Below are 13,159 nucleotides of genomic sequence, written 5' to 3'. Positions count from 1 at the left end.
TGCGCATGAATAAGCCCAGCAACACGTTCGACATCGCCATCGAGCCGTCGTTCGACTTTCTGTCTCCGGAATATGCAGAGCTGTTCGATCGTTCGGCTGCCACTGCCTTCCAGCATCCGGTCTGGTTGCATAGCCTCTACACCAGGCTCGCGCCGGAAACGGATGCAACGGCTCTGGTCGTCGTGGTGCGCTACCGCGACACCGGCGCCCTTGCCATGGTGCTGCCGCTGCTCCGGATCCGGCGCGGTCCGATACGGACCATCGAGTTCGCCGACTTGCGCGTTTCCGACTATCTGGCACCGGTTTGCAGCCCGGACGTGTTCTCGCAATTGCTCCATGATGCGGCTGCATGCGCGCAGATTCGGCGCCTTGTCCGCCCCTTCGATCTGCTGCGAATGGCCAAGCTGCCTGACGGACGGCTTCCGATCGAGGACCTCCTCGCCACGTCCCGCCGTGTCTCGATGAACACCAATGCTTATGCCACGGTTCTGGTCGCGCCGTACGAGCAATGGCGGGCCAGTGCGATGGATCGCTCCTACCAGAAGGAGCTCGCCAAGAAATATCGCCAGCTGCAGAAGAAGGGCGCGCTGAGCTTCTCATGCTGCAGCGACAGCGCCGCCGTGCTCGAGACGATGGAGGTGATGAGGAAGTTTCGCGGCCCGCGCTTTCACGCACAAGGCGACGGAGACCTGCTGCAGCGGCCCGAATATTACGGCTTCTATTCCGACGTCGCCCTTCGGGGCCTCGGGTCCTTCGTTCGCCTCTATGCCATGAAGATGGACGGCGAAGTGATCGCCGCCGTGCTCGGATTGTGCCACCGCGACAGCTTCCTCGTCATCATGAGCGCCTTCGACATCGCCGGCTACAAGAGCCAGTCCATCGGCGCGCTGATGTTCGAACAAGTGGCGCGGGATTGTATCGAGCGCGGAGATCAGATGCTCGACTTCACCATCGGCGACGAGCCATACAAGAAATCGTTCGGCGCACAGGCTTCACCGATGTGGGAGGTCACGCAGGTCGGCAGCGCCGTAGGCGCGATCGCCCTCTTCGCGCTGAAGCAGGCGCCCTGGCTCAAGCTGGCGGCCAAGCGGCTCTCCGATTTGAAGGTTCAGCCCGCCCACACCGCGAGGCCCACGCGCTGACCGGCGGGGGGTCGCAGAGATCAGGCGCGCAATACGCCGCGGACGCGGCCAAGCCAGCCCGGATGCATCTGATCGACGCGGTGTGCAAGACTGCGCCGCAGGAAGTGCAACCGTCGCCGCACGTCCCAGCCGATATCGTTGCGCGAGGTCAGCGCCTGGCGGAAGCGTGCCATCTTCAGCGATTGCTGATCCGCCGCGATCTTGTCGCGATCGGCATAGAATTGCGAGATCTTCTCCAGGCCCATGCCTGCAGTCGTGAGCCATCGCGGCACATATTCGGTGCAGAGACGGTCGACGTCCACGAGCAGGCGGGCGACGCCCGTTCCGGCCGCAGGACAATTGGTCTGGAACGCATCGCCGATGAGCACGATTCCGGGCCGGAGGTGCCCCTCGACGACGGTCAGATCCATCACCCAGTTCTGGACGCGATCGGTCACACGGAAATCGCCGAGGTAGCTCCGCAATCCCGGCAGCAGGCGCAAAACTGTCGCCTCCGGTTCGCGGCGCAACTCGCGCATAACAGGATCGGTCGGATCGCGGAACATGAAGAGATTGGCACGCATTCCGGCGTGGACGGGAAACAGGCTGAGATAGTCGATGCCATCGGCGGTGCGTTCGCCGTAACAGGTCAACGCCTCGAAATCGAACGGGGTGCCATCCTTGCGCGCGATCGTGAAACCGAACGACACCGAATGGCGCTCGGCAAGCACGCGCCGCCTGATGCCGAGCTTGTAGCCCAGGGCTCCCGCCATGCCGGTGGCCAGAACGACGAGGCGCGCCGCCGCGCGCCGTCCGGAGGCGAGCTCGAGATGCTGGACATCGCCGCTGCTGCCAATCGCTGTGACCTCGTCGACGATCAGGTTGGAAGGATCCGGAAGCTGGCGACGCGCCATTGCGACGAGATCGGCATAGGCAAATCCGTAAGCCCTGCCGACGCTGACATCGACCACCTTGCCCTCACGGATGTTGAGCACTTGATCATATCGGCGCGCGACATCTTCGAGCGCATCGAGAAAGCCGAGCTTACCGAACAGCTCCAGCTGATGGCCGCCGATCTTCTCGACCCGAAACTCATCCGGATGGACTGCCCGCTTGTCGATCAGAGCGACGCGACGCCCTGCCCGCGCCAGCACGGCCGCCGCAAGCGATCCCGCAAGACCGCCACCGACGATGGCGACGTCCGAGTCGATGGTTGCGGTCTCGTCCCCGTCGACCGGCTCGGTCACGGTTCTCGTCATGGCTCCGGCTCCCACGGTTAACAGCGTCTGCAGTGCAATTCTCTCGCCTGATGTCGCATCGCAGGGCCGGGTGCGAACATTTCCTGAGATTGAGGTTAATGACCGCAGGTGCCCAGTTCGCCGACTCGCCGCGGCACGCGTCTTGCTGTCCCGAAACCATTCTGCACGCGAGCCCCGGATCTCGCCTTCTCAGTCGTCGATGCGGCGTTATGCCGTCCGTCGCGCGAGTTGAAACTCGCAGATGTTGGACAATGGAGACAGCGATGTTCCAGAACGAAGCAACCCGTATCACCGCGATCGCCGAAATCCTCCAACTCGTCCATTAACACTCGCGATTGCTCGACATGCTAGGTTCTCGCCGGTATCGGAACATGTCTCGTCAGGGGAGCGCGGCTCCCTTAACCCTTCCATGATCGCATCCATTCTCCAGTTCATGCGGCGCGACGTCACGCGCGGCGTTGCCGGGACCATCCTGCTCAAGGTCGGCAGCGGCGTGCTCGCGTTCGCGTTGTTCTCGCTGGCTGCGCGGACGATGTCGCCTGACGGCTTCGGCATCTTTGCGACCTGGCTGTCGGTCGCGCAGATCGCAGCCGTCGTGGGACTGGTCGGCCAGGAATCCCTGCTGGTGCGATTCCTGAACGAATATCAGGTCGGCGAAAGGCCGGACCTTACCAAAGGCGTGCTGCAATCGAGCTTGAAGATCGCCTCGGTCGCAATGCTGATCGTGATCGGCGGGATCGCGATCGTCGCGAGCATGAGAGGCGACTGGTGGCTGCTGATCCTTGCGGTGTCGGCCTACACGGCCGTCAATGCCGGATTGATGCTCGGCAGCCAAATCGCGCGCTCGCTGGTCAGCATTCTCATGGGCGAAGGAAACCGCGAGTTCCTTTGGCGGGCCCTCGTCGTCGTGTTCCTGCTCGTCATGCTGCTCGCCCATCGCCAACTCGATCCGGCCGAGCTGTTCGCGGCGATGACGGTCGCCATGTCGGTTGGCCTTGTTGCGCAGATCGTATCCGTCGCGCGCGTGCTGCCGGATCTGCGCAGTACGCCGGCGCGTTCGGAGACGTCACGCTGGCGATCAAGTGCCCTGCACTTCTGGCTCGCATCGATCCTCGAAGTCGCCAATCAGTATCTCGACGTCATTCTGGTCTACTGGATGCTGGATCCGACGACCGCGGGAATCTACTTTGCCGCCTCGCGCCTCGCCAACATTTTCGCCATGGTGTCCGCGGCGCTTTACACGTTCGGTGCGCGCCGGCTCCCGTCGCTCTATTTCAGCAAGAACCACGGGGAGTTCGAGCGGACCTCGCGCTTGATGGCGGAAGTGACTGGGCTCTGCGTCGTCGCCGGTCTCGCCACGATCTGGATCGGCGGCCCCTATCTCCTCAACCTGTTCGGACCTCATTTCGCCGAGCAGCATTCGGTCCTGATCGTGCTTGCAATCGGAACCGCCATCCAGGCGGCGGGCGGCCCGGCTGCTGCGATCCTGCAGCTGACCGGTCATGAACGAATCTATGTGCCGGTGGTCGCTGCCAACGTCGGGCTGCGGCTCGTCGGATTTCTCGTCCTGGTCCCCTTCCTCGGCGTGCTTGGCGCGGCGATTTCGACGACCGTGTCGCTCGCGCTCGCGACCATCGCCCTGAACGTCCTCTGCCGCCGGCGCAGCGGGGTGGATCCTTCCGTTCTGGTGCTCTTGCGCTTCCCAGCATCGAGGCGCGGCAATTATGCCGTTCGCAGCGCTGACTCGCGTGACTAGGTGTCAGCACGCGCCGCCGGGGTGAACGCGCAGGACCGATTGGTTAACGCGCCAGCCGGGAACCAGCGGAAATGCTGCGCCAACGACACCGTCGCCATCCGCGCCGCATTAACTCCGTTTGTTGCTAGCCGGTGTCCGCGGGATGCCCGCATGATAGGTACGGAGTTAAGAAGGTGAAGATTTCGTTGCTTTAGCGGGTCGGGATCCGTGCTCCATTATCAGCCGAACAAAGACCTGGACGAGACGAGCGCGACGGCACCTGCGCGGCCGAACGGCAGTGGGCGAAAACTCCACGTGCTTCTTGCGCAAACCCAGGCCGAGAACGCCGGTGCACAGGAGATCTCGCGGCTGCTCGGCGCCGGGCTGACCGCGCGCGGTCACCGGGTCACCAATCTGTTCTTCTTCCGCAAATCGGACTCCTTTGACGAACCGCCCGCCACGCTCTACTGCGCGCCGAGCCGGCCGGGCAATCCGCTGGCGCTGCTGCGGATGCTGTGGACGCTCGGCCGCCACATCAGAACCACCAGGCCCGACGCCGTCCTGACCTTCCAGCATTTCGGCAACGTCATCGGCGCCGGCGTCACGCGCCTCGTCAGCCGTGCACCCGTCGTCGCCAATCAGGTTTCATCCGCGCTGGCGATGAGCTGGCCGGTCCGCACCGCCGACATCGCCATGGGCAGCCTCGGCTTCTTCGACTGCATCACGCTCAATTCGCAGGACATGGAGCGCGAATATTCGCGCTACCCCGCGGCCTACCGGTCGCGCATGGTGCATGTGCCGCACGGCTTCGACGACAAGGCCCTTACCCTGTCGAAGGAGGCGGCACGAGGTCAATTCAACCTGCCACCGGACCGCGTCCTGCTCGGTTGCGCGGCACGGCTGCATCCGCATAAGCGGCTCGATCTGGCGATCGGTCTGCTGCCGGATCAACCGTCCTGGCATCTTGCGCTGGCCGGCCAGGGAGCCGACGAGGCCCGGCTGAGGCAGCTCGCGAACGACTTGAACGTCGCGGACCGTCTGCATTTGCTGGGAGAGATTCCTCCTGGCCGGATGGCGGACTTCCTTGCTTGTCTCGACGTGTTCGTCTTTCCGACCCAGGCCGAGACCTTCGGTCTGGCCGCGGTCGAGGCTGCCAACGCCGGTGTTCCCTCCGTCGTGACCGATCTTCCCGTCCTGCGCGAGGTATTGTCCTACGAGGGCAGACCGACGGCGCTCTTCGTCGATGCCTCCGATCATGCGAAGCTCTCCGCGGCGGTCTCCAGGCTGGTAACCGACAAGCAATTACGTGACGAGCTGCGACAAAACGCCAAAGGCCTGCGGCTGCGCTATTCGGTAGATGCCATGGTCGAGGAATACGTCCGGATTCTCGACCGGGTCGTTTGACCTGATACGTCGGAACAGATTGGCTCGACATGATCATCGAGTTTCGCTGTGAACGTGACTATGCGCGGCGCTGGATGGACCGCAGGACGCTGTCGGTCGACGGCCGGGACATGCCGGTGCAAGTTGCATGGACGGCAACGGCGGAGCCGCGGCCGGCGGGTCTCGATGCGCTGTTCGAGCTCGAACGCATCGTGTTGCACAAGGGCAAGCACAGCGCCGCCGACAGGCTGACGATCAGCTCCGAACCAGCACGGGTCAGCATCGGCACCGCCGACGTAATCGTCGATTTCACGAATGCCCCGTGCGATCCGGCGAGCCCGGCCCGGCTGTATCTGCGGCCGCTGTTCAACGGCGTCGCAGGCGAAAATGCCGCGCTCGCCGCCATCCTCGCCGGCGACCTGCCCGTGATCGAGATCGTCAACGAGATCGACGGTTCGGTCCTCGACCGCGGCCATCCGTCCGGTGAGATTGCTGCGGGCCTCAGTGGTGCGCTCGAAACGATCATGGCGCGGACCCTCACCATGCTGGCGGCGATCCTGTCGGGAAGGCCGCGCATCGTGCCGCACCTGCCGCGCCCCGCTTCAACTGTCCCGCACCGCGGACCCGTTGGCTACGTGGCGCGCGGCCTTGCCGTATCGATCGCCAAGGAGATCTATCGCCTCTGCTGCTATGCCCCGCATTGGCATATCGGATGGCGCTTCAACGACGGCCCGGGCGTCTGGCAGACCGGAGACCTGTCAGGTCCAAGCTGGAACGTTCTGGGAGATCCTGGAAACCACTTCTACGCCGATCCCTTTCCCGTCACGTGGCAGGGACGGACCTTCGCCTTCTTCGAGGATCTCGATCACCGTGTCGGAAAAGGTATCATTTCCGCGATCGCGTTCAACGACGCGGGGCCGATCGGCGAGGTGACGCCGGTGCTGGAGGAGCCCTGTCACCTCTCCTATCCGTTCCTGATCGAGGACGATGGCGAGCTGTGGATGATCCCGGAGAGCTCGACCCGCGGGGACGTCGCCCTCTACAAATGCACTCGGTTTCCGGACAAATGGGAGCGATACGCAACGCTCCTTTCCGGCCTCGAGCTGGCCGACGTCACGATCACGCGCCACAACGGCCTGTATTATCTGTTTGGCGCCTGGCGCGACGGAACGGGTGGCTATTCGGATTCGCTGGCGATCTATTACGCCGATCGGCTCTTGGGGCCTTGGCTTCCCCACGCCAGCAATCCCGTCTTGATCGACCGCGCCAGCACGCGGCCGGCAGGAAACTTCGTCACGCTCGATGACAAACTGTGGCGACCGGTCCAGGATTGCACCGACGGATACGGCGCAGCGCTTGCCCTGGCGGAAGTGGTCGAGCTGTCGCCGACGGTATTCAAGCAGGTCGTCCGCCACACTCTGAAACCCGGACCGGCATGGCCGGGCAGGAAGCTGCACACCTTGAATCGCTGCGGGCGGCTCGAGCTGATCGACGGATCGCGCGTCCAGCCCAAGACCAGTCTCTTTACGAGCGCAATTCCATCGGCCGTGTCACCTGCGCGAACCAATCCCTCCACCGCCGGCTAGCAGCCGCGCGTCTTCGCGCCCGAGTACGCGGCTAAGAACGCGTGCGATCGTTCCGGCCTGCGATGCGTTGCCGCGCCAAGCCACGATCTGGTCGGGACGTATCAGGGCGAGATCCGCCTCATAGAGATCGCGCAACGATCTGGGTAGCGTGACGAGCTTTACGTCGGCCCCGATCGCGCGAATGGTGTCAGCGAATGACGCATGGGCCGACATGACGTCCCCAAACTGAAGCAAGGTCCATTCGAATCCGAACTGGTCGTATAGCGACATGCCGTCCTCCAGCCACGCATGCGGTGGGCGGCCACCGGGAGAGGCGGTGGGAACGTAGACGTTGGCAGCATCCGGCGGCGGCTCGCTACCATCGGGGACGATGATTGGGGAGCCGTCGTAGCGTCCGCCGAAGGTGACGCCGGGGATGTTGAACTCGGCACGGGCGTGCTGATTGAGATAGGCACCCGCGATTCGCCGCGCCTTGTGGCCGGCCTCCGTGGCATCCTCGATCTCCGGCGCCGGCGCGAAGAGGCCAAGCGAATCGGCGAAGCGGCGCGCATGATCGGTGTTGCGGAGCGCCACCGGACGCCGCTCGACCTCGTAACTATTGAGCAGTGCCGCCGGGCTCACGCCCTTGACGACGCTTGCGAGCTTCCAGCCGAGATTGACCGCATCCTCGATGGCGGTGTTGTAGCCGAGCCCGCCGGTCGGCGTGAACAGATGCGCCGCGTCGCCGCCGAGGAAGACCCTGCCCCGCTGCATCCCGCTTGCCACCAATGCGTGACCGGCGGTCCAGGTCAGGAAGGACAGAACTTCGCAATCGATCGGCGCACCGCAGGCGCGCTGGAACGCGGCTTTGGCCTGGTTGATCGTGATCGCAGTTTCGTCCTCGGCCGGTCGCAACTGGGTGTGGAATGCAAACTCATCGCGGCCGTTCACCGAAGCCATGAAGGCGCGGCGGTCGCCGTTGAAGCAATTGTACATCCACGCTTTCGCGTGGGGAACGCGCGCGTAGAAATCGGGCGAGCGGAGATAGACCGCCAGCATGCGGCCGCCCATGAAGTCGCGCTGCGTCCCGCTCTCGCCGCCATAGACGATCCCGAGCGATTGCCGGACCATCGAGCGCGGCCCGTCGGCCCCGACCAGGAAGTCGGCGCGGACCCGAAAGCGGCTGCCATCGTCGAGACATTCGATATTGCCGGCGATACCGTCATCACTTTCCGTGTAGCCGATCAGCCGGTGACCGTAGTTGAGCTGGATTCCGGGCAGCCGTTCGGCGTGGCGGCGCAGCACCGCCTCGACATATTTCTGCGAGACCCGATGCGGCAGCTCCGCCGCGCTCCAGGAGCCTGACATGCCCTTGATCAGCTCACCCGCCCGCGACGCTGACGGCAGCGCGAACCGCGCCAGCTCGTATCCGGTATAGCGCGTGAAATATGCGACATCGGTCGGGTAGTCCGCGGGCAGACCTTCGCGCCTGATCTCGTCGGCAAAGCCCAGCCGCCGATAATGCTCCATCGAGCGCGCCTGCGTCGCATTGGCTTGCGGGTTGAAGGCCGTGCCCGGCTTTTCGTCGACCAGGATCGCGGACACGCCGCGGCGGCCGAGCTCGTTGGCCAGCATCAGCCCGCAAGGGCCCCCGCCAACGATGAGCACCGCGGCCGTCAGACGAATTTCCAAGATGCTTCTCCCTACCAACACCAACCTGCATGGTAAGGACACCTGACTATTTCGTCAAGCTGCCTGACTAATCCGGATCATCGAGCGTGTCGGATTCCGTGCCATACACCGCGAGCCCCTTCAGGATTGCATCCATCGTGGCCTTGCCGAGCTCGACGCGCATCTCCCGCTCGGCGATGTCGACGGCATCACGGAACGCATCGAGCCATTTACGTCCGGCCGGCGTGAACACGACGATGCGCGCGCGCCGGTCGGTCGGATCGGCGATGCGATCGACGAGGCCGAGCGCGGCGCATTGGTCGACCAGCTCGCCCATCGCCTGCTTGCTCATGGAGGCGCGGCGGGCGAGCTCGGTGAGCCGCGTCCCCTCCACGTCCAGATTGCGCGTGAGGCTGACATGGGCGATGCGCGTCTCGTCGTGGCCCCGCTCGGTCATCAATTCGAGCACACGGCCTTCGAAGCGCCGCACCGCGTTATTGAGCAGGCGGCCGATATTGGCATGCCGCCACGCGGTGCCTGACGTCGTGGATTTCACCGGATCTGCTTTCCGAATCGACCGAACGAGATCGTGGAAAGCTAGCACAGGCATTGCTGCGTGCTACTGGTGAGCACGCGAGGTATCGGCGGCGGGCGGCGCGATCGAACCGCCACCCGCCAGCTCTCGTGCTTCGAACGCCCCGATGCCTTACTGCGAGCGATCCGAGGTCCAGCCCTTGTACGCGGCAACGTTGTCCCTGGTCACCAGCTTGGACGGCAGCAGCTCGACGGTCGAAGCCGGCTTCTGGCCGTTGAGAATGCCGACGCCGACCTGCACGGCCCGCCGTGCCATGAAGAACGGGTCCTGCGACGCCGATGCCTGGATCTGCGGCGACTGCGGATCTTTCAGCGCGGCCTCGATATCGGGCGCGCCGTCGACGGCGGTGATGATCATGCCGGTTCGGTTCTGCTGGCGTGCCGCAAGGTCGGTGCCGATCGCCTGCGGATCGTTGATGGCGAATATGGCGTCGATCTTGGGGAAGCGGGTCAGATAGCCCTGCGCGACGGTGAGGCCGCCCTCGCGCGAGCCCTTGCCGTCCTGGTCGCTCGACAACACCTTGATGCCGGGATTCTTCGCGAACACGTTCTTGCAGCCGACCACACGGTCGATCACGGCGGAGACCTGCGGCCCGTTCTCGATGATGACGTCACCCTTGCCGCCCAATTTGTCGACGATGTACTGGCAGGAGATCTCGCCGGCCTGCACGTTGTTCGTGGTCACGGTGGCATCGGCGCCTTCGGCCGCGGTGTCGACAGCGACGACGACGATGCCTGCGGCTTGCGCCTTCTTGATGGCCGGCCCGATCGCCTTGGGATCGCCGGGATTGAGCAGGATCAGGTCGACGCCAGCGGCGATGAAATTGTCGATCTGGGTGACCTGCTTGCCGAGGTCGTATTCGAAGCCGACCGTCGTGATCTTCACGTTGGGATTGGTCTTCTTGGCCTCGAACTCGGCGCCCTTCGACAGCGCGACGAAGAACGGATTGCCCATCGATCCCAGCGAGACGCCGATCGACTTGAGCTCCTTGGCGAAGGATGGTGCGGTGGTGAGGGCAAGCGCCATGGCGGCGCCGGCGAGCATGATCGTCTTCAACATGGACTTCCTCCCTGGTCTGTCTTCGTCCCCGGCGCGGCAGACCAGTTGCCGCAACGGAATCTCGTCTCAAGCCATGCGCACGCCGTTGCGCGCCAGACCTTTCACGTTCTCGCGGAGCCTTGCAGCCGGTAGCGGTCCAGCGCCACGGCACCGATGATCACCAGGCCCTTGATCACATATTGCCAGATGTCGGAGACACCGATCAGGATGAGCCCGTTCGAGAGCACGGCGATGATGAGCGCACCGACCAGCGTGCCCCAGATCGAGCCGATGCCGCCGACGAACGAGGTACCGCCGAGGATCACCGCGGTGATTGCATCGAGCTCATAGGACTGGCCGAGCTGGAGTCCGTTGGCTGCGTAGAGCCGCGCCGCCTGCATGGCGCCGCCGAGCCCGGCGAAAAGTCCGGAGATGCCGTAGACGAAGATCAGGACGGCCCAGACCTTGATGCCGGCAAGCCGCGCTGCGCTCTCGTTTCCGCCCACGGCATAGATATGCACGCCGAGCACGGTCCGGCGCAGCACCAGCCAGGAGACGAGAATGACGAGCAAGGCGATTACTGAGAGCCATGGGATCGACGCGACTCCGGGAATGAGCGTCAACGAGCCGTTGCCGATGAAGGCATAGGGAATGGAGGGATTGAACACGGTGGTGTCGGCCCCGAGCAGCCGCGCCAGGCCGCGCACCGCGGTGAGCGAGCCGAGCGTGACGATGAAGGGCGGCAGGCGCAGCAGCGCAATCAGCGCGCCGTTGACGATGCCGAAGACGAGGCCGGTGAGCAGTGCGGCCGGCAGCCACAGCATTCCGAGCTCCGGCATCTTGGAGAGCGTCAAACCCGCCATCGCGGAGGCCGCCAGGATCGAGCCGACCGACAGGTCGATGCCGCCGGTGAGGATGACGAAGGTCATGCCGGCGGCGAGCACGGTGTTCACCGCGGCCTGCTGCAATACGATGCCGAGATTTTGTCCGGTGAAGAAGCGGCCTTCCGACAGCACGTTGAAGCCGATGCAGAGGATCAGCAGCACCGGCAACATGCCGAGCGCGCTGATCAGCATCCTCATCCGCTGGCGTCTTGTCTCCGCGGCAGCGCCATTGGTCGTCGTCGATGCCGGCTTTGCCTCCGCAGCACCATTGTCAGGCATCGAGATGCTCCATCCCCGTGGCAAGCCCCATGATGTCTTCCTGCGCAAGCGGCGAATTCGGACCGCGGCTGACCTCGCCGGCAATGTGCCCGGCACGCATCACGATGACGCGGTCGCAGATGCCGATGATCTCGGGCAGATCGGACGAGATGACGAGGATCGCGGTGCCGGCCTTGGCGAGATTGTCGATGATCGAATAGATTTCCGACTTGGCACCGACATCGACGCCGCGCGTCGGCTCGTCGAGAATGAGGACCTTCGGCGCGATGGCGAGCAGTCGCGACAGCAGCACCTTCTGCTGGTTGCCCCCTGACAGGCCGCCGGCGGGAACGCCGGCATTCGCGGCGCGGATGCTGAGGCCGGCAAAGGCGCGGTCGGCGCGCTCGCGGGCCTTGTCGCGATCGAGAAACCAGCCGAGCTTCGCATCGCGGCCGAGCACGGCGAGGTTGATGTTGTCCAGACACGACATGTCGAGAAACAGGCCGAGCGCTTTCCTGTCTTCGGTCAGATAGGCAATGCCGGCCTCGAGCGCCTCGCCCGGCGTGCGGATCTCGACCGGACGCCCCTCCAGCTCGAGCCGGCCGGAGGTTTTTGGCGACGCGCCGATGATGAGATGCGCAAGCTCGGTGCGACCGGCGCCGATCAGGCCGGCGAGGCCGACCACCTCACCCGCATGCACGGTGAGGGAGCAGCCCTTGACGCGCCCGCCATCGGCCATGTCGATCGCCGCGAGCACGGGATGCCCCCGCCCCGCCTCCGGATCATGGTCCTTCTTGTAGAACGAGGAGACGTCGCGACCGACCATCAAGCGCACGATGGTGTCGGCGCGGATCTCGGGCTTGTCGAGCGAGCCGACCAGGCGGCCGTCGCGCAGCACGGTGACGCGATCGCCGAGCGCATAGACCTCGTCCATGCGATGCGAGATGTAGATGATGGCAAGGCCCTCGGCGCGAAGCTGGCGGATCAACGCGAACAGCCGCTCACTTTCGGCGGCCGACAACGAGGTGGTCGGCTCGTCCATGATGAGGATTTTCGATCTGACGTGCAGCGCACGGGCGATCTCGACCAGCTGCCGCTGCCCCATGGACAGATGCGCCACCAGCGTCGAGGGCAGGAAGTCCGCGCCCAGGCGCTTCAGGATCGGGCCGACGCCCTCGCGCATTGTGCCGCGCGCCAGCAAGCCTGACCGCGATATCTCCCGTCCCAGATAGATGTTCTCGGCAACGCTGAGATTGGGAGCGAGCGACAGCTCCTGGTAGATGATGGAGATGCCCGCCGCGCGGCCGCCGAGCGGGCCTTCGATCCGCACCGCCCTGCCCTCGATGCGGATCTCGCCGCCCGCGTCGGGCCGGTAGGCGCCGGACAGGATCTTCATCAGCGTCGACTTGCCGGCGCCGTTCTCACCCATCAGGGCGTGAATTTCGCCGGGATAGACGGTGAGATCGACGGCCCGCAGCGCCTTGATGCCGAAGAAGGTCTTCGAGACCCCGCGCATCTCGAGGATCGGATCGTTCATCGTGCCTCCCGGCGCACAATGCGTTTCCCACCCGCGTCTCGTTTCTCGGCAACGCGGTTTGGTCATTAAACAAAAGCGGGTGACGCAGGGCAATACCGAAGGCGAATATACCG

Annotated in this window: 10 protein-coding genes; 4 read left to right on the top strand and 6 right to left on the bottom strand. The window is 64.6% G+C overall.

Annotated features, from left to right (window positions below; all coding sequences use genetic code 11):
* Positions 1 to 5 precede the first annotated feature (5 nt).
* Entirely contained in the window at positions 6 to 1,142 is a 1,137-nt protein-coding gene (locus I6F36_RS26640; protein ID WP_109144256.1) for a GNAT family N-acetyltransferase, read from the top strand.
* Positions 1,143 to 1,162: 20 nt separating this feature from the next.
* Here I6F36_RS26640 and I6F36_RS26635 read toward each other — a convergent pair whose 3' ends face one another.
* Entirely contained in the window at positions 1,163 to 2,380 is a 1,218-nt protein-coding gene (locus I6F36_RS26635) for an NAD(P)/FAD-dependent oxidoreductase (protein WP_225172490.1), read from the bottom strand.
* Between the two features lie 409 nt (positions 2,381 to 2,789).
* On the opposite strand from I6F36_RS26635, the gene I6F36_RS26630 reads away from it, so the two are divergent.
* The 3 genes from I6F36_RS26630 (at position 2,790) to I6F36_RS26620 (ending at position 7,084) form a co-directional block, all read left to right on the top strand.
* Entirely contained in the window at positions 2,790 to 4,136 is a 1,347-nt protein-coding gene (locus I6F36_RS26630; RefSeq protein WP_225141429.1) for a lipopolysaccharide biosynthesis protein, read from the top strand.
* A 207-nt stretch (positions 4,137 to 4,343) separates the two neighbouring features.
* Positions 4,344 to 5,519 carry a glycosyltransferase family 4 protein gene (locus tag I6F36_RS26625; protein WP_109144259.1) on the top strand — a complete coding sequence of 392 codons (1,176 nt, stop codon included), beginning with the start codon at positions 4,344 to 4,346 and terminating at the stop codon, positions 5,517 to 5,519.
* A gap of 29 nt (positions 5,520 to 5,548) precedes the next feature.
* Entirely contained in the window at positions 5,549 to 7,084 is a 1,536-nt protein-coding gene (locus tag I6F36_RS26620) for a hypothetical protein (protein ID WP_225172489.1), read from the top strand.
* On the opposite strand, the gene I6F36_RS26615 is transcribed toward I6F36_RS26620, so the two are convergent.
* From I6F36_RS26615 to I6F36_RS26595, 5 genes are all read right to left on the bottom strand, one after another.
* Positions 7,049 to 8,755, bottom strand: coding sequence for an FAD-dependent oxidoreductase (locus I6F36_RS26615; protein WP_225172488.1), 1,707 nt, complete (start codon positions 8,753 to 8,755; stop codon positions 7,049 to 7,051). The genes I6F36_RS26620 and I6F36_RS26615 overlap by 36 nt on opposite strands.
* 67 nt (positions 8,756 to 8,822) lie before the next feature.
* Positions 8,823 to 9,290, bottom strand: a complete 468-nt coding sequence (locus tag I6F36_RS26610; RefSeq protein WP_225172487.1) for a MarR family transcriptional regulator — start codon at positions 9,288 to 9,290, stop codon at positions 8,823 to 8,825.
* 150 nt (positions 9,291 to 9,440) lie between these two features.
* Positions 9,441 to 10,388 carry an ABC transporter substrate-binding protein gene (locus I6F36_RS26605; protein WP_036023609.1) on the bottom strand — a complete coding sequence of 316 codons (948 nt, stop codon included), beginning with the start codon at positions 10,386 to 10,388 and terminating at the stop codon, positions 9,441 to 9,443.
* 101 nt (positions 10,389 to 10,489) lie between these two features.
* Entirely contained in the window at positions 10,490 to 11,530 is a 1,041-nt protein-coding gene (locus I6F36_RS26600; protein ID WP_225128960.1) for a ribose ABC transporter permease, read from the bottom strand.
* Positions 11,523 to 13,046 carry a sugar ABC transporter ATP-binding protein gene (locus I6F36_RS26595; RefSeq protein ID WP_036023608.1) on the bottom strand — a complete coding sequence of 508 codons (1,524 nt, stop codon included), beginning with the start codon at positions 13,044 to 13,046 and terminating at the stop codon, positions 11,523 to 11,525. Before I6F36_RS26595 ends, I6F36_RS26600 begins: the two co-directional genes overlap by 8 nt.
* Positions 13,047 to 13,159: the final 113 nt, after the last annotated feature.

This window comes from Bradyrhizobium sp. BRP19, from assembly GCF_020194195.1.
GTDB lineage: Bacteria > Pseudomonadota > Alphaproteobacteria > Rhizobiales > Xanthobacteraceae > Bradyrhizobium > Bradyrhizobium yuanmingense.
The sequence above is the reverse complement of the archived record's forward strand: the minus strand, read 5'-3'. Positions and strand labels throughout refer to the sequence as shown.

Bases quoted from the DNA above. Each gene is read 5' to 3' on its own strand.
- I6F36_RS26630 (WP_225141429.1), top strand. From the start codon at position 2,790: ATGATCGCATCCATTCTCCAGTTCATGCGGCGCGACGTCACGCGCGGC.
- I6F36_RS26600 (WP_225128960.1), bottom strand. From the start codon at position 11,530: ATGCCTGACAATGGTGCTGCGGAGGCAAAGCCGGCATCGACGACGACC.
- I6F36_RS26605 (WP_036023609.1), bottom strand. From the start codon at position 10,388: ATGTTGAAGACGATCATGCTCGCCGGCGCCGCCATGGCGCTTGCCCTC.
- I6F36_RS26620 (WP_225172489.1), top strand. From the start codon at position 5,549: ATGATCATCGAGTTTCGCTGTGAACGTGACTATGCGCGGCGCTGGATG.
- I6F36_RS26595 (WP_036023608.1), bottom strand. From the start codon at position 13,046: ATGAACGATCCGATCCTCGAGATGCGCGGGGTCTCGAAGACCTTCTTC.
- I6F36_RS26640 (WP_109144256.1), top strand. From the start codon at position 6: ATGAATAAGCCCAGCAACACGTTCGACATCGCCATCGAGCCGTCGTTC.
- I6F36_RS26635 (WP_225172490.1), bottom strand. From the start codon at position 2,380: ATGACGAGAACCGTGACCGAGCCGGTCGACGGGGACGAGACCGCAACC.